The organism is Prosthecobacter dejongeii, from assembly GCF_014203045.1.
Lineage (GTDB): Bacteria > Verrucomicrobiota > Verrucomicrobiia > Verrucomicrobiales > Verrucomicrobiaceae > Prosthecobacter > Prosthecobacter dejongeii.
Genome location: NZ_JACHIF010000006.1, coordinates 261,805 through 282,371 on the forward strand (window position 1 = coordinate 261,805; position 20,567 = coordinate 282,371).

Sequence of the window (20,567 nt, forward strand, 5' to 3'; positions counted from 1 at the left end):
GTGTACTTTCGCCAGATGTCCGGCATCCCCCTAAAGTGGGGTGTCGGCGGCAGTGAAATGTCTCGTCAGGGAGCGTTGGTTTCATCACACTGAGACTCACCTGGACATGACACGCGCCCTTCCATTCCTTTTCCTTCCTGGCCTGCTGCTGGCGGCCGATCCTGCGGACGACGCGAAAAACGCCGCCCAAAATGACTCGACACCTGTGCCAAAGGTGAGCCCGCTGGTGAAGTGGACCTTTGAGGGCAAGGAGCCAGGCGAACTGAAAGGCAAGGCAACCATCGAGCCCACGGGACCGCAGAAGCCGATCTATCCCGTTTTTGAAAAGGGCAATAAAGCCGCTGTCTTCACGGGCAAGGATAGCTTCATCCAGGTCAAGGAAACCGACCTGCCGGAAACGAATCTGCGTTTCGTCCAGGGAGACACGATCAGCATCGAAGCCTGGGTGAATGCGGAAGACTTGGCTAACGGGAAGTATGTTTACCTGATCGGTAAGGGACGAAATAAGTCGGACAAATTCACGGCTGAAAATCAGAACTGGGCGCTACGCCTGAAAGGTGAGGATGGTGAGGCGCGGCCTTGTTTCCTTTTCCGCAGCCGCAATAAGGCGGGAGCTGAAAACTATCACCGCTGGGTCTCCAAAGAAGGTTTCAATCCAGGTTCTGGCTGGCATCACGTGGCCGTGACCTACACATTCGGCAAGCCGGAGACCATGAAGGCTTATGTGGATGGCAAGAAAACGAGCGGGGGTGTGTGGGACATTGCTGGCAAGACCACCGAGCCACCTGTGAGTGATGCGGACGATGTGATGATCGGCACTGGTTATGGTGGCGGTGCAGGCAATACCCTGACGGGGGCCCTGGATGAGATCGCAGTTTATCGTGAAGTGCTTCCTGAGGTGCTGCTGGCGCAGCGTTACCAGTTCCAACCGCCACCGCCGCCGATTGATGCCAAGAAGCTGCCCAAGGGCCGAGTGCTGGTGCAGATCTGTGAGGACGGTGTGCCGCCAAAGAATTCGTGGCCTGCGCTGCCACCCGCCCCGACGGAGACTTACACGCTGGATGTCTTTGGCCTGTCCGAGGTGCCGCAGAAGTATGTGGAAACTGGGGTGCGTGGGGACCGCCCCATCCCTTATCTCATCCGTGCAGCCTCGGTGGTGAAGCTGCCTGCGGGCAAGCATCGCCTCCTGGTGCGTGGCCGTAGCGCGACCCGTCTGGTCATTGATGGCAAGCCTTTCCTGGATCTGCCTTTTGCTAAATCTGACACGGGTGGCCATGGTCGGGTTTCTGAGCAGGATGAGTACCTGAACTTGGGGCCCGACTTCCGCTTTGCCCCTCCTGGTACGCAGGAAATGTGGGCGGAGTTTGAAACCAAGGGCGGCGAGCATCTTTTTGTCATCGAGAGCATGATCGGCGGTGTGGTGGGCTCTTCCAAAAAACGCCCAGAAACGGGTGAGACCGTGGTGGCTATTTCCTATGAAGGGAGCGAGACCTGGGAACTGGTGGGCCATGACAAGGTGGCCTACAATGACGCGGGTTGGGCTGCTTATGAGAAGAAGCAAAATACCTGGCTGGTGGAAGCGAATGCCGAGCGACGTGCCAAAGTGCGTGCGAAGCATGATGCCTACTGGGCCAAGCGCCGTGATGCCGCCGCCAAATGGCTGGCCAGTGCCCCAGCGGTGAAAGTGCCTGCCCCGGTGAAAGGCTATCCGGCTAACAATGAGGTGGATCATTTTCTCAATGCCAAGATAGATGCCGTCGCTGCTCAATATTCGGCCGCTAAAAAAGATGGCGTGAACTTCTACAAAGGAGTGATGCCGATCCTGGAAGCTAACTGCTTTAGCTGTCATCAAGGGAGTAAAACCAAAGGCGACCTGAAACTGGACTCTCTTGCTGAGGCACTTAAAGGTGGCGAATCTGACGGCCCTGCCATCGTTCCTGGGAAGCCTGAAAAGAGCTCATTGATTGCCCGCATCAGCACCACGGATGAGGACTATATCATGCCGCCGAAAGGCCACCCGCTGAAGGCAGAACAGATCGCCGTGATCCAGCGCTGGATCAGTGAAGGGGCCGTCTGGCCTGAGATGAATGTGGACCGCATCGAGATTACCGATCTCAGCGATGACCTCGCTTTCCTGCGTCGCGTGACGTTGGATACGGTGGGCGTGGTGCCGACCCTGGAAGAGATCGCCGTTTTCACTGCGGACAAGAGCCCGAATAAGCGTGCCAAGGCGATTGATCGCCTGCTGGCTGACAAACGTTGGGCAGATAAATGGATGGGCTACTGGCAGGATGCCTTGGCGGAAAACCCGAACATCCTCAACCCCACGCTGAATAACACAGGCCCCTTCCGCTGGTATCTGCATGAGGCACTGGAAGATGATCGGCCGATGGATCTTGTCGTTACCGAACTGCTGCGCATGCAGGGCAGCGAGCGTTTCGGCGGCCCTGCGGGATTTGGCACTGCCTCAGGCAATGATGTGCCCATGGCCGCGAAGGGAACCATCATCAGCACCGCCTTCCTAGGCGTGGAAATGAAATGTGCCCGCTGTCACGATGCGCCTGCTCACAAGAGCCTCCAGCAGGACCTCTTCGAACTGGCTGCCATGCTGGAAAAGAAAGCTGTGGATGTGCCCAAGACCAGCAGCGTGCCCATGGACAAACTGCATGAAGGTGGTCGCAAGCCGCTGATCCAAGTGACCCTGCAACCAGGCACCAAGGTGGAGCCTGCGTGGCCCTTTGACGAATTTGCTCCAGAGAAGCTGGCGGATACGCTGGCGGAGGATCCCAAAGACACCCGTGATCGTCTGGCATCGCTGATCACCGCGCCGCAGAATGAGCGTTTTGCCCAGGTCATCGCCAACCGTCTGTGGCAGCAATACATGGGCCGCGGCATCGTGGAGCCTGCGGAGGACTGGGAGCGCGGCAAGCCTTCACACCCTGAACTCATTCGCTGGTTAGGCCGTGAGTTTGTGCGCGGTGGTTACAGTTTGAAAAATCTTTCTCGCATCATCTTGAATTCTCATGCCTATCAGCGTGCGACGGATACGCAGCTCACGGCGACCAGCCCGCTGTTTGCATCGCCTGCGCCTCGCCGCTTGGCTGCCGAGCAGATCGTGGATTCTCTGTTCGCCGCCACTGGCAAGCCCTTCAAGACGGAAGAAGTCAGTCTGGATATTGATGGTCGGCGCGACATGAAAAGCTCCATCACTCTGGGCAACCCGACGCGTGCCTGGATGCTGGCTAGCACCAGCAATGAACGTGATCGCCCCAGCCTTAGCCTGCCGCGTATTCAGGCCGTCTGCGACGTGCTGGAAGCTTTCGGCTGGCGGGGTGCCCGTCAGGACCCGGTGAGCAGTCGCAATGATGATCCTAATGCTCTTCAACCTGCGATTCTCGGCAATGGCACCGTGGGCATTTGGCTCACTCGCCTGAGTGATGACCACGGCATCACGGCACTGGCTTTACAAGACATGCCGTTAGACCAGTTTGTGGATACACTCTACCTGCGCCTGCTTACCCGCAAGCCGACGACTGCTGAGCGTGAGCAATACATCGCCTATCTGAGCGAAGGTTATGATTCGCGCCTGCAACCTGTCTCGCCGGTGAAAGCTGGGCCGCGTTACCCACAGAAGTATGTTTCTTGGACGAACCACCTGGATGCTGCGGCGAATGCCTTGCGCATCGAAGAAGAGGCCGCTGCCCGCCGAGGCGATGCACCAACAGAGCGCCTGAGCAAAGACTGGCGCAATCGCCTGGAGGACGTCCTGTGGGCCCTACTGAACGCGCCTGAATGGGTCTTTGCTCCTTAATTTTACGCCTTTTGAACGATTGAACTGCCTAACAGATTATTATCTTTAAGACCATGAAACGTCGCCATTTTCTTCAGACTGCCGCCTTGGCTCCTTTTGCCTCCATGGGGGTGCGTGCCGCTACCTCAGCGCCGATCCCGATGGGGAAGGCGGAGCATTGCATCTTCATCTGGCTGGGTGGGGGCATGTGCCAGGCGGATACTTTTGACCCCAAAGCTCTGGGGGACCCTAAGGCGAATCCCAAGAAGGCTGGCTCGGCCTATCCCTCCATTGAGACTTCGGTGCCCGGTGTGCGCGTGTGTGAGCACCTGCCTAAAACGGCACGACAGATGGAGCATGTAACGGCTGTGCGGACGGTGTTTCACAATGTGATCAACGAGCATGCCATCGCCACGAACTTCGTCCACACGGGGCGTCCAGTCAGCGGCAATACGACCTACCCTTCCATTGGCTCCATTGTGGCGCATCAGCGGGGTTCGGCGAATCCCAAGGTGCCAGCGTACATGCTTATCGGTTATCCCAACCCTAGCCGTGGCCCTGGCTTCCTGGGCGCAAAGTATGGCAACATCTATCTATCTGATACGAAGGCTGGGCCGGCGGGATTTACCCGCCCCGACTATGTGACGTCGCAGCGCGTCAGTGCGCGTGAAAAGTTGCTGAAGCCATTGCAGGAGCGTGTGGCGAAAGAGGCGGCCCTGGCCGACTACGAAGCGGCCCAGCGTGAGGCCCTGCGTCTGGCCGGGCCCGAGTTCATGCGCAATTTCAATCTGGAGGAAGAATCTGCCGATCTACGCAATGCCTATGGCAGCGAGTTTGGCCAGCGCTGCCTGCTAGCACGCCGTCTCATCCAGGACGGGGTGCGTTTCATCGAGGTTTCGCATAACCTCGGGTTCGTCAACGGCACGGGCTGGGACACTCACAATGATGGGCAGGAAAACCAACACCTGTTGATCAAGGATCTGGATGATTCACTGGCCACGTTGATTGTGGATCTGAAGACTCACGGCATGCTGGATAAAACGCTCATTGCGATTGGTACGGAGTTTGGCCGGCCTCCAGAGTTCGATGGTGGCGGCGGGCGCGGCCACCAGTGCAGCACCTTCAGCATGATTTTGGCCGGTGGTGGCCTTAAGCATTGCGGGGCCTATGGGGTGACGGATCATTTGTCGAAAGAGATCGTGGAAAACCCAGTCTCCACGCCGGATTTCCACGCCACGATTCACGCAGCATTGGGCATCAATCCTTCTCATGAGCTGGTGGATGCTTCTCGTCCGGTGCCGATCACGGATGCTGGCAAGCCTATCGCAGCCCTGTTCGGCTGAGGGCAAAAAGTGGCCCATTCAGGGGGACTATCCTGAATGGGCATTCGACAAAGAATGAATCATGAGGCATCCCGAAGCGTTTAAACTGTTGTTCATGCGCTTCCTCCTCCGAGCTGTCCGTTTTATCCTGCCCTTCGTTGTGCTGGGGGCCTGTGTCTTCGTGACATGGTATCTACTAAAAAACCCACCGCCGCAGGAGAAAAAGGAGATGCCACCTACCTTCGTGCGGGTGGAGGGGACGGTGCTCAACAAGACGGAATACGAGCTGCGGGTCCGTTCCCAGGGAACGGTGCAGCCGCGCACACGCAGCACCCTGCTGCCTGAGGTGAGCGGCAAGATCATCGAGATCAGTCCGTCGTTTCGTCCGGGTGGCTTTTTCGGTCAGGGAGATGTGCTGATGCGACTGGACCCGCTGGACTATGAAACCGCCATTGTGATCGCCAAGGGCACGCTGGCCCAGGCGGAGGTGATGCTGGCGGAGGAAAAAGCGCGGGCAGACCAAGCGGTGGAAAACTGGCGTGCCATGGGCCGTACAGGGACGCCATCGGCCCTGGTGACACGGGCCCCGCAAGTGGCGAAAGCGGAGGCGGACGTGGCCTCGGCCAAGGCACAAATCATGAAGGCAGAGCGGGATCTGGAGCGCACCACCATTCGCTCTCCGTATGCCTGCCAAGTGCTGGAGCAGGCGGTGGATGTGGGGCAGTTTGTCAGCCAGGGCACCATCTTGGGCCGCATCTTTGCTGTAGATTATGTGGAGATCCGCCTGCCTTTGCCCGAGCGTGAAAGTCAGTTTTTGAAGCTGCCGCAATCCTTCCGTGATCAAAGCACGGCGACCGAGGATGGAGCGAAGGTTTTCCTCAAATCCATCGTCGCGGGTAAGCCGGTGGCCTGGGAGGGTAAGATCGTCCGCGTGGAGGGCTCCCTGGATGCTGAGACGCGCCAAGCCACCGCAGTGGCGCAGGTGACTGACCCGTATGCCCGGCGTGCAGATGGCTCACCTCCGCTCACTATCGGAGCCTTCGTGGAGGCTGAAATCTCGGGTGAGCCACTGCGGGATGTGTACATCATTCCACGCAATGCTGTGCGTGCGGGCAATGAGATCATCCTGATAGATCGGCCCCAGAATACCCTGCGCCGTCTGACCGTGGACCCTCTGGTGAGCAATGAGAAACACATTGTGGTTTCTGCCTCTGCGGCGAAGGCACCGAAACCTGGAGATGTGCTCTGCATCACGCCGATTCCTTTCCCTGCGGATGGTGCCAGGGTGCTGCCCTCGATTGATGGGCAGATGGAGGCCGACACGGCCAAAGAGGACAAGCCTGCGGGGAAAGAGCCCCCCATGATGGTGAAACCAGCGACGACCTAAACCGTTACTTGCCCCCTTCCTAAGAAGTGGCCTAACCACCAATGGCGATCATGCGCCGATTCGGCAGATAGTTGTCGCGGAAGTCGTGCTCTTTCGGTTTCCGTTCCACAACGCCAAGGATGAAACTGGCCAGTTCGTCATCAGTGCAGCCGCTGCGCAGGACGTTGCGGAGGTCAAACTCCAGCCAGCTACCCAGGCAGGGGCGGAGCTTACCATCGCTAGTTAGGCGAAGTTTGTTGCAGGTCTCGCAAAAATGAAGGTTAGTCATCGCGCCGATGAAGCCGATTTTTTGTTCCGTGCCCGGCACGGCGTAATAGTTGGCGGGGCCGTTGGTCTTGAAGTCGGGCAGGGGAATCAGCGGGCCGGTGTGTTGCTCGATGAGCTGTTTGGCCGTGCCCGTGGCGAGGAAGTTATCCTCGCTGAGGACTTCTTGCGTGCTCACGGGCATGAGTTCGATGAAGCGCAGCAGCAGTCCCTTTTCCCAGGCGTAATTCATGAGGGGGACAAACTCGCGCTCCGTCTGGTTTTTCATCAGCACGCAGTTCAGGCGGATGCTGCGGAAACCGGCGGCGATGGCGGCATCAATGCCCTCCATCACCTTCGGCAGGAGGTCGCGACTGGTACTCCGCTGGTAGGCGGCACGGTCCAGGGAGTCTAGCGAGACATTGGCGCTGCGCACACCTGCTTTGACAAGTCGCTCGGCCATGGTGACGCCGTTTTCCTGCTTGGAAAGCAAGGTGCCATTGGTCGAGATGCCGATTTCTTCGATGCCGGGGATAGCGGAGATCTGCGCGCAAAAATCCGCCACACCAGGGCGGGTGAGGGGCTCCCCCCCGGTCACGCGTACTTTGCGGATGCCGAGGCCTGCGCCCACGCGCAGCACTCGCAGCATTTCGTCATAGGTGAGGACTTCGTCTTTCGGGAACCAAGCCTGCTCCTCTTCCGGCATGCAATAACGGCAACGTTCGTTGCAGCGGTCCGTGATGGAAACGCGCAGGTAGGAAATGCGATGGCCGAAGGCGTCTTCCACAGAAGTTTACTCCAGCACGGGGCCTTTGACGGACCAGCGTTTCGCGACGAAGCCCGTGGCCGATTTTTCCTTCCAGACGGCAAAGTGCGGGGTGAGGTAGTGGGCGTCCATGGCCTCTTTATCCACATAGCTTTCGCTGAGGGCAAAGAGGTTAGGCTGATCAAACTGGCGGCTCACCTCAAAGCGCAGGCAACCGGGCTCCTTCACGGACTCGGCAGCGTTGTAGGTGATGACTTCCAGAAACTCATCCACACGGGCTGGATCGATCTCGAGAATGACGATGACATTAACCATAAAGACTCAGAGCCGATTTTACGCTAACATGCAACCTCGCGATACCGTATAAACGGGCTATGTTCATTCACGCCATGAAGCTGACCACCCCCCTGTTTCTCCTCCTGGCCCTTACTCCCGCTCATTCCCAGGAGGTCAAGCCCGCCTCACCGCCACCTGCAAAGCCTGCGGAAGTGGTGAAACCCGCCGCTGAAGCTGCCCGTGAGAAACCCGCGCCCGTGGTCCCCAAACCAGAGGCGAAGCCTGCTGCTCCGACAACTCCCGCAGCGCCCCCGGCGGCTGCGCCCAAGCCCGTGACTCCTGCTGTTCCGCCCCCGGCCCCGAAACCTGAGACGAAGCCGGTTCCTGCACCCACGCCCAAGCCAGAGACAAAACCCGCCCCTGCGGCGGCTCCGAAGCCTGCCCCAGCCCCTGCGGCTAAACCAGAGACAAAACCTGCGCCTGCCACACCGCCGCCAGCGGTTGCTCCCGCGAAACCGACGCCACCTCCGGCTCCGCCAAAGCCCGTTTCTGTCTTTAAGGACAAAGCCCTGGAAGCAGCCGTGCGGAAACAAGTCTTTGCCAAGCGTGACAATCAAGAGCCCCTGACTGCGGCGGATGTGGCCTCCGTCTCCATCATTGAGGGGAAGGCCCTGGGCATCACAGACCTGACGGGGCTGGAAAGCTGCACGGCCCTAGCTTCACTGACTCTGCCTGAAAACAAAATCACGAACCTGGCTCCTCTCAAAGGCCTGGAGCGGCTGCAGTTTCTGGATGTGGGGAACAATCAGATCTCTGATCTGGCCCCGCTGGCAAGCTGCAAAGCTCTGCAATACGTGGAACTGACGAATAACAAGGTCGTGGATGTTTCTCCACTGGGGGGCATCGTGTCGCTGACTTCCCTTTATCTTGCCGGGAACCAGATCCAGGATGCGAAGCCGCTGTTTAAATTGCCCAAGGTCTGGACTCTTTATCTGGAGGGGAATCAAGTCCGTGATCTGGCTGGGATCGGCTCTTTGAAATGGTTGTCCATGCTGTCCCTGAAAGGCAATCAAGTGGTGGATCTTACCCCTCTGGAACCGCTGACGGATCTTCAATTCTTGTTCCTGGAGAACAATCAAATCGCGGACTTTTCTCCCCTGCATCGCATGTGGAAAAAGGACAACGAGGCGAGCCGTGAGTGGGCACCTTATTGCCAGATATTCATAGAGGGTAATCCGGTCAATGAAGCCTCCAAAAGACTGCTGGAAGAGATGAAGGCGGGTGGGGCGCGCCTCACTCCGTGACTCAACGGCAAACGCAGACTCTGCGATCGCGGTATTGCATGAGCTGTTCGGTGTTATAACTAGAGCGGTTTAAAAAATGATGTGGCCACATCGGCGTGTGGATACTGGGGTGATTCACTTCTAGTTTGATCTCTCATCCAGAGTTCCCAAAGAGTGTTTTCGCCCCCCCAAGAATTGGGGGGCGAAGCCGCGAAGCGAAAGGCCCAGGTGAGTGGGGCGCAGCACGCAGAAAGTTTATATGCAAAGGCTGCCCTTTTACCCAAAGCGATGCTTGCAGTCTTCGATCCCCGAGAGCACTCGACCGCCCCTCACCCCTGGCCCTACTCTCCGCAAGCGGGGCGAGGGGGGACGTCTTTTCACTCTTGTTGGCTGAAGACCTAGAGGCAATTTAAAATGAATGGGAACCTGTAAGCCTTCGCCATTTGGGGATCCAATCTTTAGAGTGGGTTGAACCCGGATATAAAAGATCTGGCGGCGTCTCCAGACAAAAGAAAGCCTGCCAGCGCCGGATCAGCGGCGCGTGGCAGGCTGAGTTTAAAAACTTTGGATTAAGGCACTTCTTCGCCAGAGCCGGTGTAGATCCATTTCTCGACCTTGCCGTTTTTGATCTGAGCCTGGGCTTCTGTATCGAATTTGCCGAACATGGTCTGGGTTTCGTATTTCACGATCACAGTCCAGACGCCTTCAGTCATCTGTGGCTCTCCCCATTCCTTGATGCTTTCAGGTTTGATTTCGGTGACTTGGCCGGACTTCATGCTGGCTATCAGGAGTGGGTAGGTGCCGTCGGCATCGCGGGAAGGCTTGTCATTGCTGGCGCTCGCGGTGGCTCCTTTGGTGGGAGGTGGAGCGTTTTTAGCGCGCTCTGCAGCGGCGAGTTTGAATTCGTGGGCGCGACGTAGGGTCTCGGTGCGGGCGATTTTCCAGCGATCGTAGATTTCGGTGAGAGTTTCCTTCAGATCGGTGTCATCCATTCCCACCTTGCCGCGCATGGGGGAGGTCTCGGTCGGGGAAACAAGGATGTCCATGCCATCCTGACCCACGGCGACGATGTTGCCACCTGCCTTCACTTGAGTGGCGGCGGTGGAATTGCCGATTTTCATCTGGAGATCCAGATCCTTTTTCAGCTTCACTTGGCGTGGGAATGCGCTTTTGGGAATGTTGGCCCAGTTTTGAGTGGCCACTTCGATGGGGTCAAAGTTAGGGGCTACAAATTCGCCATCCTTTGGTTTGACGGGCTCAGGCTTGGGGGCCTCGACCATGGGAGCTGGTTTTGGCGGTTCCATGACCGGCTTTGGGTCCTCCATGACTGGCTTGGGCGGGGCGATGACGACCACCTCCTTTTTGGGCTCAGCCTTGGGTGCGACGACGACTTCCTGCTTGGGTTTGTGTTTCTCAAACTTCATCGAATCCGCGATGATCGGATACACATATTGGTAGGCCACATAGCCGACGGCTGCGGCGAGGATGAGAACGAGGATGCCTTTCATGGGAGTGGATGCGACTGTGGTCTGGCCTGAAAAAAATTCAATGGGGAGACTTCCTCTTTCTTAACGAACACCTGCACGCTGTTCTTGGGGTGGAAGTGGAGCTTCTCGTGCAAACTCCGAAAAAGGCCCTGGTAGGATGAAGTTTAAGGGCGACCAAGCGGTGGAGAGACGGCTAGGCTGCGCCAAGTCGCACCTTTGACCCAGCCGCCGTTTCTTTGGATGACGCCTTTGAGAGTGGTGGGAATGGTTTTACCCAAATATACATCAGCCCTAGTGAGGTGGAGGACGAGGCTGCCATTGGGGCGGAGGTCCTGCGGCTGAGGTTCGTCGCTGTTGATCCAGCCATCTTCGGTGAAGAAGAGGACTTTTTCATCGGCGGCAAACGGTCGTGCCTCAGGGCCAGGAGTGAGAGTGAGGGTGACTTTCAGACCTTCTTCAGTGGCTTGGGTGACCCAGGCGTTGCTAGGCTGCGGATAGGTGGCGCGTTCTTTTTCAAAGAAGGGCTGCCACTGGGCATGCGCGTGGCTTTCCGCTGCCACGGGCATCTTGAGTTGGATGTCCATGTGGCCAGGGTGGCAGGTATTGCCACAGCACATCCAGGTAGCTTTGCCTTTGAGGGGGATGGTTTGCCCAGGCTTCAGGTCCATAGGTGGGGTGATCTGTGTCTGCAGCAGCACATCGCGCTCATAACCCTGCGCTTTGATGCGAAACATGAGCACACTTTCGGGCTCGGGGTATTCCAGCTCTCCGGCAGTAAAACCTGGGGGCAGTTCCCAGGCGATGCTGGTGGGCACGCCGACGATCCCCGGCTGCCGCCAGTAAGTGTGCCAGCCGGGCTGGTGCTGGATGAACAAACCCACCCGGAAGGGCTGGCCGGGGACGATGGCGGTGGTCTCTGGCACGATTTGCAGGGTGAGCCCCGTCTGCGCTCCTGCAAAAAGCGTCATGACCCACAGGCATGCCCCGAACACAAGCATCCCCGCGTGCAGCCCCAGGCGACTGGACACTGAAGACTGAAAGCTGAAAACTTTTTCCCGAACGGTCATGAAGATCACAGACTAGTACGCCGCGTGACCGGGGGTACGTGCAAAGGGAATGACATCGCGGATATTGCTCACGCCGGTGACGAACATGAGCAGGCGCTCGAAACCCAGCCCGAAACCCGCGTGTGGCACGCTGCCGTAGCGGCGCAGGTCCACATACCACTGGTAGTCTTCCTCGCTAAGGTTGTGCTGCTGCATGGCCGCGCGCAGCACGTCCAGGCGCTCTTCACGCTGGCTGCCGCCGATGATTTCGCCAATGCCGGGAACGAGCAGGTCCATGGCGGCCACCGTTTTGCCATCGTCATTCTGGCGCATGTAGAAGGGCTTGATGTCCTTGGGGTAATTGTAGATCGTCACCGGGCCGCGCACGTGCTGTTCCGCGATGTAGCGCTCGTGCTCGGTCTGCAAACCCTCGCCCCAGACGACGGGATGCTCAAAGGTCTTGCCTGACTTGAGAAGGATGTCCACCGCCTCGGTGTAGCTGATGCGCTCAAAGGGTTTTTCGAGGGTCTGTTGCAGGCGGTTAACCAAATCTTTGTCCACGAATTTGTTGAAGAACTCCAGTTCTTCTGGGCACTCGGTCAGCATGGCATCCACGAGGTATTTTACGTGCTCCTCGGCCAGCGTCATGTCGGCAAAGAGATCGTAGAAAGCCATCTCGGGCTCAATCATCCAGAACTCGGCCGCGTGGCGCGCTGTGTTGCTGTTTTCAGCGCGGAAGGTGGGGCCAAAGGTGTAAATGTTTCCCAGTGCACAGGCGAAGGTTTCCCCCTGGAGCTGACCGCTGACGGTGAGGTAGGTGGGCCGACCAAAGAAGTCGTCCTCGGGCTTCGCAGGGGCACCCTGTTTCAGGGTGGTGACGCGGAAAAGCTCGCCCGCGCCTTCGCAGTCACTGGAGGTGATGATGGGTGTGTGGACGTAGAAAAAGCCGCGCTCCTGGAAGAAGCGATGCACCGCAAAGGCCATGCGGCTGCGCACGCGGAATACATTGCTGAAGAGATTCGTGCGCGGGCGCAGGTGCGCAATGGTGCGCAGGAACTCGGGGGTGTGGCCTTTCTTTTGCAGGGGGTAGGTGGCATCGGCCTCGCCCAAAAGGCGGAGTTCACTGGCCTGGAGTTCCCATTTTTGCCCAGCAGCCGGTGAGGCGATGAGGTCACCCACGACCTCCACCGAGGCTCCGGTGAGGATAGAAGCGAGCAGACTGGCGGATGGCAGGGCAGCATCCACCACGATCTGGAGGCCGCGAAAGCAAGAGCCGTCGGTGATTTCCAAGAAAGCGCAGGATTTCGATTCGCGCTTCGTGCGCACCCAGCCACGCACGGTGATGGAAGACTGGGGAGATTCAGAGGCAAGAATGTGGCGCAGCGTGTCTGGCATGGCCGCATCTATGGATGCGGGAAATGCAGCGGGCAAATGGGATGACGAGGTGAAGAGCTGCGCGGTGATGAGGCGGAGAAAGAAAGTCCTCCTGGTGGGCGTTCAATCACTGTTCCAACAGTGTTCAAAACATCCTAGACTCCATGATGACTGACGTGCAGCCGCCTTCATCCTTTCTCACCAAATCCCGGCAGACCTTTCTGGAACTGCGGTCACAGATTCTCGATGGGCGCATTCCTCCGGGGACTCGGCTGACATTGCGGCCTGTGGCCAAACAACTGGGAGTGGGCATGAATGTGGTGGGGGAAGCCCTGCGGGCACTGGAGCATGAGGGGCTGGTGGAAGTAGAACCGAGAGTAGGGGCACGAGTGCGAAGCCGCGACCTGGCTGCCATCCGGGCAGAGTTCATCCTGCGGCTGGCCCTGGAGTGTGAAGCTGCGCGCCAATGCGCTGCACGTTTGGAAATCGGCAGTCTGCGAGCCTTGGAAAAATTGGCCAAACGAGTGGATGCCCTGGTGGCCGAAGGGGGAGATCTGGAATCTGCCCGGCAGGCCGATATTGATTTTCATTTGGCCGTGGCCCGTCTGTCTGAAGTGCCGACTCTGGAGGCTGCCCTTGCGCCTCTGCTTCCGCGGCTCGTCGTCCTGGACCAGGCCGTGAATCCTGCCTTGGAATTTCCAGCGGCTTCCCATGAGCGCCTCGTCCAGGCCATGCAGAAAAGCGAAGATGCTGCCGCTGAAGCCATGCGCGAACACATCCTCGATGCCATGCACTGGGCCCTGGGGGCTGGGTTCTGATGCGTCGCCCTTTTAGCCTAACAATCTCTATGATCGAACACACCGTTACCTTTCGCCTGAAGCATGAGCCTGGTTCCGCCGAGGAGCAGGACTTTCTCATGGCCGCCGCCACTCTGGCCTATCTTCCAGGCGTGCTGGACTTTGGAATCCGCCGCCAAACAAGCGCGAAGAATCCGCACACATTTGGCATCACCATGCGGTTTGAGACTCAGGCTGCTTATGACATTTACACAAATCATCCCGATCACGTGGCCTTTGTGCAGGAACGTTGGTTGGCGGAGGTGGCTGATTTCATGGAGGCCGATTTTGAAGCTCTGCCGGGAGGTCTTCTGTCATGAAATTTGTCCTGCTCCTGCTGGGGCTTTTGGGCACAGCATTTTCCGCACAGGCCGAAACACTGCACGCAGGCGCAGCGACGGTGGACATCTCGCCGCAAAAGCTGCCCGCTATCCGCAACGGGGGATTTCTCCAGGCCCTCTGGAAGCGAGTGGACGATCCTCTGCATGCACGTGCCCTGGTACTGAAGTCAGGCTCGGAAACGGTTGTGATCTGCGTGGTGGATTCCTGCATGCTGCCCACGGATGTGTGCAACGACATCAAGACCCTGGTGACCCAGCAGACGGGCATCGCCAAGAACCGCATCCTGATTTCCTCCACGCATACACACTCGGCCCCTGGCACCATGGCGATGTGCCTGGGCACGCGCAAGGATGCGGCCTACACGGCCCAAATGATCCCGCAGGTGGCGGCGGCGATCACAAACGCTCATGCACGCCTTCGCCCCGCCAAGGCGGGATGGGGGGCGGTGGATGCCCATGATTACACCCACTGTCGCCGCTGGATTCGCCGCTCGGACAAAGTCGGGGCTGATCCTTTTGGGGAGACCACGATTCGTGCGATGATGCACCCGGGTTATCTGAATCCCGATTCACTCGGGCCTTCTGGGCCGACAGATCCGCAGCTCTCGCTTCTCAGCGTCGTCGGACTGGAAGATGAGAAACCTATCTGCGTCATGGCGAACTACTCCATGCACTACTTCGGCAGTGGCGATGGATTTTCAGCGGACTACTTTGGCGAGGTGGCGCGGGCTCTTGAAAAAGGGCTGGGTGGTGACGTGGTGGGAATTGTCTCCCAAGGCACCAGCGGCGACCAGCACTGGATGGATTACAGCGAGGCGAAACGCGAAGGCTACACGCGCCAGCAGTATTCGGAAGCGTTAGCGGCTATCGGGCTAGCGGCCTGGAAAGACATTCGACATCGGGCGGATGTGCCTTTGAGGATGGCTGAAACTCTTCTGCCACTGGGGCGTCGGTTGCCCTCTGCTCAGCGGCTGGCATGGGCGCGTCCGCTGAATGAAAAACGTGGTGATGCTCCGCCGAAAAACCAACCAGAAGTGTATGCGGAGCAGGCAGAGTGGATTCATGAAAATCCCAAAACAGAGCTGGTGCTGCAAGCGGTGCAAATCGGCGATCTGGGTATCGCGGCCATGCCTAACGAAGTGTATGGAATCACTGGGCTGAAGATCAAAGCCCAGAGCCCGCTTGCCGCTACGTTTAATATTGAACTGGCGAATGGAGCTGAGGGCTACATTCCACCGCCAGAGCAACATCGGCTAGGCGGCTACACCACCTGGCCTGCCCGCACCGCAGGTCTGGAAGAAACGGCAGAACCGAAGATCGTCGAGGCGGTCCTCGGTCTATTGGAAAAGGTATCCGGCAAACAGCGGCGACCTTTGGCAGATGCGGCCAGCCCCTATAGCCAGGCTATAATGAAGGATAGTCCCGTGGGCTACTGGAGGCTGAATGATCTGAGTGGTCCGCAACTGCGTGAGGCCACGGGCCAGAGCCAGGGAGAATGGGAACACGGCGTCGCCTATGGCCTGCCTGGCGTGCAGCGGGTGGGAGGGGCGATCTCAGCCGAGCCTGAAAAACCTTCGCCATTCTCTGGCCCAGAGATCAACCGTGCCGTGCATGTGGCTGGCAGCCGATTCCGTGTGGAGAAAGCTGAAATCGGCCATCGTTACAGCGCGGAGTTTTGGTTCTGGAACGCATTGCCGTACGATCTTCGTCCTGTGACAGGTTACCTATTTTCGCGGGGGCAGGATGGGGATAAACAAGCTTTGGGTGAGCACCTAGGAATTGGCGGGACGAGCCCAGACGTCAGTCCTGGAAAGCTGTTTTTCTACACGGGCAACGGAATTGGGAAAGTGATCCAGGGTAAAACAAAACTCGCACGGCTGGACTGGCATCATGTGGTGATCAGCCGGGATGAAAAGAAGCTGGTGGTTTATTTGGATGGTCAGGTCGAGATGGAAGCCGAGGTGGACTGGACTTTGCCAGATGGAGCGAAGCCATGGTTCCTGGGCGGACGCTGTGACCAGTTTGCCGGTTTTGAAGGCAAGATGGATGAGGTGGCCATTTACTCTGCGCCTCTGGATGCCACGCGGGTTCGCGCTCACTTTCAGGCGGCAGAGCGCACGGCTCCTATGCGGCTACTGAAGAAACCAGACTCCGAACCGCAGTCACCCCAAAAAAGCCTGCAAAGCCTACATCTGCCCACGGGCTTTGAAGCGAGCATCGTGGCGGCTGAGCCACTGGTGCTGGACCCGGTGGCTTTCGATTGGGATGCTCAGGGCAGGCTTTGGGTGGTGGAGATGGCAGACTATCCGTTAGGCCTGGATGATAAAGGGGCTGCCGGGGGGCGGGTGCGTATCCTCACAGACAGCAATGCCGATGGGACTTATGACCAAAGTACACTCTTTGCTGAAGGGCTGAATTTCCCGAATGGGATCATCACTTGGCGCCGGGGCTGCATTGTCACCGCTGCTCCAGACATCCTCTACCTGGAAGACACGAATGGCGACGGCAAGTCTGACAAGAAGGAAGTGCTCTATACAGGATTGAGTGAAGGCAACCAACAACTGCGGGCCAATGGGCTGCGCTGGGGGCTGGACAACTGGATCTATGTGGCGGCAGGGGGACACCACGGCAAGCACGGGGCCGATACGCGCCTGCTTTCAAAACGCACAGGTGTGGACACCCTGATCGGTAGTCGAGACTTCCGCATCCGACCCGATACGGGCGAGATCGAAGCCCAGAGCGGCCCGACTCAATTTGGCCGCAATCGTGATGAATGGGGGCACTGGTTTGGCACTCAAAATTCGCATCCTCTCTGGCACTATGTGCTGCCGGATCACTACCTGATGCGCAATCCGCATCTGGCTGCGCCGGAGGCGCGAGTGCAGTTGCCAGGTGGATCCAATCCACCGGTTTATCCCGCTAGCTCGCCTGAAAAACGTTACCACAGTTTCCAGCAGGCAGGCCGTTACACCTCGGCCTGCGGTGGCATGATTTATGGGGACTCCTGGCTCTTCTCCAGTGGCCAAGCGCATGCTTTCATTGCGGAGCCGTTTCACAATCTGGTGCAGCATTTGGAACTGAAGGCGGAGGGCATCACTTTTTCTGCTCAACGTCCGGAAGCTGAGGGCCAACCCGATTTTTTCGCCAGTGAGGATCGCTGGTGTCGCCCGGTGATGATCCGCACAGGCCCGGATGGAGCGCTTTGGATCGCGGACATGTACCGTTACATGATTGAGCATCCGCATTGGTTGCCCAAAGAGGGCAAAGAAGAATTGCTGCCGCACTATCGGTTAGGGGATGACATGGGGCGTATCTATCGTGTCACTCGTCAGAGCGCGGAAAAGAAGGTGGTTCTTGATCTCTCCCAGCTCGATACAAAGGGGCTGGTACACGTGCTAGAATCTTCAAATGCGTGGCTGCGGGACAAGGCACAGCAGATGCTTCTGTGGAAAGGTGGCGCTGAGGCGGTGCCTGGCTTAAAAAACATGGCGGCCCAAGCGAAGTTGCCTCAATCTCGGTTGCAAGCTCTGTGCGTGCTGGATGGGCTGCAGGCCCTGACAGCAGAGGAGTTGATGATGGCTCTCAAGGATCAGAATCCAGGGGTGCGAGAGAATGCCCTACGCCTGGCAGAAAAGTTCCCCATGGAGGCGATGGCGGAGGCGGTAATTCAACTCGTGGAGGACGAAGATGCGAAGGTGAAGTTGCAGCTCGCTTTCAGTCTCGGCCAATGGCCTCAGGTCAAAGCTGGGCAAGCCCTGGCGCAGCTTTTTCGTGCTCATGAGCAGGATACGATGATGGTCACCGCTTGTCTCAGTTCTGCTTTGCCTCATCTCACCGAGATGTCACGCACGGCGACTCTGACCTCTCTGGAGACCCTGGTGCAAATGGCCCTGGCTGTGGGAAATCGGGAGGCGTTGGCCGAGCTCATTAAACCGGCGCTGAAGGTCGCTGGTGGTGCTGAAACCTGGGATTGGTTAGGCTGTTTTCTCGATGGACTGAGCCGTCAAAAAACAAAAATGGCGGAGCTTCAGAAGAAACTACCGGAAGATGAATTGGCTTCGCTCTTGGCTCAAACGGACTCCGTTTTTCAGAAGGCGACTGAGAGTCTGTCATCGGGTAAGTCTGATCCGGCGGTGCAAATGGCGGCGGCGGAGTTGCTAACGCGGCGAGAGCTCAGCCGCGAATTGGCCATCGGCTATCTCCTCTCGAAACTGCAAGCTGGGAAGGATGCGCGGGAATGGCAGAAAGCCTTGAAGGTGCTCGTCAATGTGGGGGATGCACGTTTTACCGAAGTGCTGCAGGAAACATGGCCTAGCCTGCTACCGTCAGGACGTGAGCAGGCACTGGATGCCCTGATGTCTCGCAATGACTGGACGGGGCAGTTGCTGGCCTGGATGGGGGAGGGAAAGTTGTCCCTGCGTGAGGTGGATGCCGGGCGGCGTTTGCGCCTGCTGAATCATCCGAATGCAGAACTGAAACAGAAGGCGGGGAAGCTTTTCAGTGTCGTGGGATCGCCGACGCGAACCAAAGTTGTGGAACAGTTCCGGCCTGCCTTGGCCATGAAGATGGACCCGCAGCGTGGTAAAAAAGTGTATCAGCGGACCTGCGCAGCCTGTCATGTCTTTGGTAAAGAAGGGCGCTCCATCGGGCCGGATTTGAGAACGGTCTCGGACCATCCTGCGGAGAAGATTCTGACCAATATTCTGGATCCCAACCTGGACATCCAGCCGGGATTTCACGCCTACAGTTGCACGCTGGGAAGTGGCGAGCAGATCTTTGGTCTCATCGCTTCTGAAAGCGCCGCCAGCGTCACCTTCAAGCTGCCTGATGGAAGTTCACGGGCTGTTTTGCGCAAAGACATTGGCAGCCTGAAAAGCCTGGGCGTTTCCCTGATGCCTGAGGGGCTGGAGGCCGCTCTGACGCCGCAGGATCTTGCTGATTTGATTGGGTATTTAAAAGCGGGTCAACATTAGCCTGTGATGAGCTTGTTATTCGCGTGACCTTCGTTTTGGTCAATGCGCTCAGGGCGACCTTTGTGATGATAGACGAGCTGGGTGTGGTCCACACCCAGCAGATGCAGGATGGTGGAGTGCAGATCATGCACGTGCATCTTGTCCTGGATGGCATAGAGGCCGAGTTCATCCGTAGCACCGATGGTCTGGCCGCCTTTGACGCCGCCGCCCGCCATCCACATGGTGAAGCCGCCCGGATTATGGTCGCGGCCACCTCCCTGCTCACTCATCGGAGTGCGACCGAATTCACCACCCCAGATGACGAGGGTTTCATCCAGCAGTCCGCGTTGTTTAAGGTCCGTGAGCAGGCCCGCGATAGGGCGGTCCACGGAGCGGCATAGCCGGCTGTGGTTCTCTTCCAACTTGCTGTGAGAATCCCACTTACTGCCGGCACCAGAATAAAGCTGCACAAAACGCACGCCGTTTTCGACGAGGCGACGGGCTAACAAACAGTTGCGTCCATAGACAGCGGTCTCAGGCTTGTCCATGCCGTAGAGGGCTTTGATGGAGGCGCTTTCCTTACTTAGATCCACGGCCTCGGGAGCCTCGGCCTGCATTTTGTAAGCAAGTTCGTAAGAGCGGATGCGGGCATCCAGCTCGGTGTTGTCCGTGCGAGTGCGGTTATACTCTTGGTTAAACTTGGCTAGCAGATCCAGCTTCTCACGCTGCTGGGCGGAACTGTAGCCTTTGGGATTGTCCAGGTATTTGATCGGCACGCCATCAGAGCTGAACTCCACACCCTGATAAACGGCGGGCATGAAGCCGCTGCCCCAGTTGCGAACGCCATTGACCACGGTGCCTTCGCTGTCCTTGATGACGACAAAGGCAGGCAGATTGCCGTTTTCGCTGCCGAGACCGTAATTTACCCAAGCCCCAAGGGATGGACGCCCGCCAAAGATGCTGCCGGTATTCATCTGGCAGACGCCGCCGGCGTGGTTGATGCCATCGGAGACACAAGAGTTGATGACGGCAAGGTCATCGGCATGTTCGGCCACGTTTTCAAACCAGTCTGAGATCAGCAGGCCACTCTGGCCATATCTCTTCCAAGTGCGTTTGGACTCCAGCAGTGGGGCACCGCTTTCACCCATGGCGAGCACAGGCTCTTTGAAGCTGGGTGGCAGCTTTTGACCGGTGAGTTTTTGAAGTAGGGGCTTGTGATCGAAAGTATCCAGGTGGCTAGGACCGCCTTCCATGAAGCAAAAGATGACGTTCTTTGCCTGGCCGATGCGCTGGGGCAACTGCTTCAGCACCGGATTGGCCGCACTCGCTGCACCGAGCACGGGCTCGCGCATCATGGCGGCGAGCGCCACTGAACCGAAACCACAGCCCGCCCGGCGGAGAAAGGCACGGCGGGAAGTGGGGATGTCATAGTTATGGCAGGGCATGGTAGGAAGGGGGCTAGGC

The 20,567-nt window shown here is 58.1% G+C and carries 13 protein-coding genes; 7 read left to right on the plus strand and 6 right to left on the minus strand.

The features are described from left to right. Positions 1-106 precede the first annotated feature (106 nt). The 3 genes from HNQ64_RS15315 (at position 107) to HNQ64_RS15325 (ending at position 6,499) form a co-directional block, all read left to right on the plus strand. Positions 107-3,811, plus strand: coding sequence for a DUF1553 domain-containing protein (locus HNQ64_RS15315; RefSeq protein WP_184210131.1), 3,705 nt, complete (start codon positions 107-109; stop codon positions 3,809-3,811). 53 nt (positions 3,812-3,864) lie between these two features. Further along, complete coding sequence (locus HNQ64_RS15320; RefSeq protein WP_184210133.1) at positions 3,865-5,133, plus strand: DUF1501 domain-containing protein; 1,269 nt, start codon at positions 3,865-3,867, stop codon at positions 5,131-5,133. Between the two features lie 94 nt (positions 5,134-5,227). Beyond that, positions 5,228-6,499, plus strand: a complete 1,272-nt coding sequence (locus HNQ64_RS15325; RefSeq protein WP_184210135.1) for an efflux RND transporter periplasmic adaptor subunit — start codon at positions 5,228-5,230, stop codon at positions 6,497-6,499. A gap of 31 nt (positions 6,500-6,530) precedes the next feature. On the opposite strand, the gene moaA is transcribed toward HNQ64_RS15325, so the two are convergent. Together moaA and HNQ64_RS15335 are read right to left on the minus strand one after the other, a co-directional pair. Further along, positions 6,531-7,529 carry a GTP 3',8-cyclase MoaA gene (gene moaA / locus HNQ64_RS15330; protein WP_184210137.1) on the minus strand — a complete coding sequence of 333 codons (999 nt, stop codon included), beginning with the start codon at positions 7,527-7,529 and terminating at the stop codon, positions 6,531-6,533. 6 nt (positions 7,530-7,535) lie between these two features. Beyond that, the gene (locus HNQ64_RS15335; RefSeq protein ID WP_184210139.1) at positions 7,536-7,823 is read right to left on the minus strand and encodes a putative quinol monooxygenase; all 288 of its coding nucleotides are present in this window, start codon (positions 7,821-7,823) and stop codon (positions 7,536-7,538) included. A 59-nt stretch (positions 7,824-7,882) separates the two neighbouring features. Between HNQ64_RS15335 and HNQ64_RS15340 the strand changes: the two genes are divergently transcribed. Beyond that, the gene (locus HNQ64_RS15340; RefSeq protein ID WP_184210141.1) at positions 7,883-9,088 is read left to right on the plus strand and encodes a leucine-rich repeat domain-containing protein; all 1,206 of its coding nucleotides are present in this window, start codon (positions 7,883-7,885) and stop codon (positions 9,086-9,088) included. A 548-nt stretch (positions 9,089-9,636) separates the two neighbouring features. On the opposite strand, the gene HNQ64_RS15345 is transcribed toward HNQ64_RS15340, so the two are convergent. The 3 genes from HNQ64_RS15345 to asnS all read right to left on the minus strand — a co-directional run bounded on the left by HNQ64_RS15345 (position 9,637) and on the right by asnS (position 12,995). Then, positions 9,637-10,575 carry a hypothetical protein gene (locus tag HNQ64_RS15345; RefSeq protein ID WP_184210143.1) on the minus strand — a complete coding sequence of 313 codons (939 nt, stop codon included), beginning with the start codon at positions 10,573-10,575 and terminating at the stop codon, positions 9,637-9,639. A gap of 143 nt (positions 10,576-10,718) precedes the next feature. Continuing rightward, the gene (locus HNQ64_RS15350; protein WP_184210145.1) at positions 10,719-11,522 is read right to left on the minus strand and encodes a protein-disulfide reductase DsbD domain-containing protein; all 804 of its coding nucleotides are present in this window, start codon (positions 11,520-11,522) and stop codon (positions 10,719-10,721) included. Between the two features lie 111 nt (positions 11,523-11,633). After that, the gene (asnS, locus tag HNQ64_RS15355; RefSeq protein WP_184210147.1) at positions 11,634-12,995 is read right to left on the minus strand and encodes an asparagine--tRNA ligase; all 1,362 of its coding nucleotides are present in this window, start codon (positions 12,993-12,995) and stop codon (positions 11,634-11,636) included. Between the two features lie 143 nt (positions 12,996-13,138). Here asnS and HNQ64_RS15360 point away from each other — a divergent pair, with 143 nt between their 5' ends. Genes HNQ64_RS15360 through HNQ64_RS15370 form a run of 3 tightly spaced genes read left to right on the plus strand, consistent with a single transcriptional unit; the run spans position 13,139 to position 19,124 of the window. Next, a complete protein-coding gene (locus tag HNQ64_RS15360; protein ID WP_184210149.1) occupies positions 13,139-13,792 on the plus strand; it encodes a GntR family transcriptional regulator in 654 nt (217 codons plus the stop codon). 29 nt (positions 13,793-13,821) lie between these two features. Then, positions 13,822-14,130, plus strand: a complete 309-nt coding sequence (locus HNQ64_RS15365; protein ID WP_184210151.1) for a Dabb family protein — start codon at positions 13,822-13,824, stop codon at positions 14,128-14,130. Beyond that, on the plus strand, positions 14,127-19,124 hold the full coding sequence (locus HNQ64_RS15370; RefSeq protein ID WP_184210153.1) for a PVC-type heme-binding CxxCH protein: 4,998 nt from the start codon (positions 14,127-14,129) through the stop codon (positions 19,122-19,124). Before HNQ64_RS15365 ends, HNQ64_RS15370 begins: the two co-directional genes overlap by 4 nt. Here the strand turns inward: HNQ64_RS15370 and HNQ64_RS15375 are convergent. Continuing rightward, positions 19,121-20,548 carry a DUF1501 domain-containing protein gene (locus tag HNQ64_RS15375; RefSeq protein ID WP_184210155.1) on the minus strand — a complete coding sequence of 476 codons (1,428 nt, stop codon included), beginning with the start codon at positions 20,546-20,548 and terminating at the stop codon, positions 19,121-19,123. The genes HNQ64_RS15370 and HNQ64_RS15375 overlap by 4 nt on opposite strands. Positions 20,549-20,567 lie beyond the last annotated feature (19 nt).

Bases quoted from the DNA above. Each gene is read 5' to 3' on its own strand.
- HNQ64_RS15315 (WP_184210131.1), top strand. From the start codon at position 107: ATGACACGCGCCCTTCCATTCCTTTTCCTTCCTGGCCTGCTGCTGGCG.
- HNQ64_RS15320 (WP_184210133.1), top strand. From the start codon at position 3,865: ATGAAACGTCGCCATTTTCTTCAGACTGCCGCCTTGGCTCCTTTTGCC.
- HNQ64_RS15325 (WP_184210135.1), top strand. From the start codon at position 5,228: ATGCGCTTCCTCCTCCGAGCTGTCCGTTTTATCCTGCCCTTCGTTGTG.
- HNQ64_RS15335 (WP_184210139.1), bottom strand. From the start codon at position 7,823: ATGGTTAATGTCATCGTCATTCTCGAGATCGATCCAGCCCGTGTGGAT.
- HNQ64_RS15340 (WP_184210141.1), top strand. From the start codon at position 7,883: ATGTTCATTCACGCCATGAAGCTGACCACCCCCCTGTTTCTCCTCCTG.
- HNQ64_RS15345 (WP_184210143.1), bottom strand. From the start codon at position 10,575: ATGAAAGGCATCCTCGTTCTCATCCTCGCCGCAGCCGTCGGCTATGTG.
- HNQ64_RS15350 (WP_184210145.1), bottom strand. From the start codon at position 11,522: ATGACGCTTTTTGCAGGAGCGCAGACGGGGCTCACCCTGCAAATCGTG.
- asnS (WP_184210147.1), bottom strand. From the start codon at position 12,995: ATGCCAGACACGCTGCGCCACATTCTTGCCTCTGAATCTCCCCAGTCT.
- HNQ64_RS15360 (WP_184210149.1), top strand. From the start codon at position 13,139: ATGATGACTGACGTGCAGCCGCCTTCATCCTTTCTCACCAAATCCCGG.
- HNQ64_RS15365 (WP_184210151.1), top strand. From the start codon at position 13,822: ATGATCGAACACACCGTTACCTTTCGCCTGAAGCATGAGCCTGGTTCC.
- HNQ64_RS15370 (WP_184210153.1), top strand. From the start codon at position 14,127: ATGAAATTTGTCCTGCTCCTGCTGGGGCTTTTGGGCACAGCATTTTCC.
- HNQ64_RS15375 (WP_184210155.1), bottom strand. From the start codon at position 20,548: ATGCCCTGCCATAACTATGACATCCCCACTTCCCGCCGTGCCTTTCTC.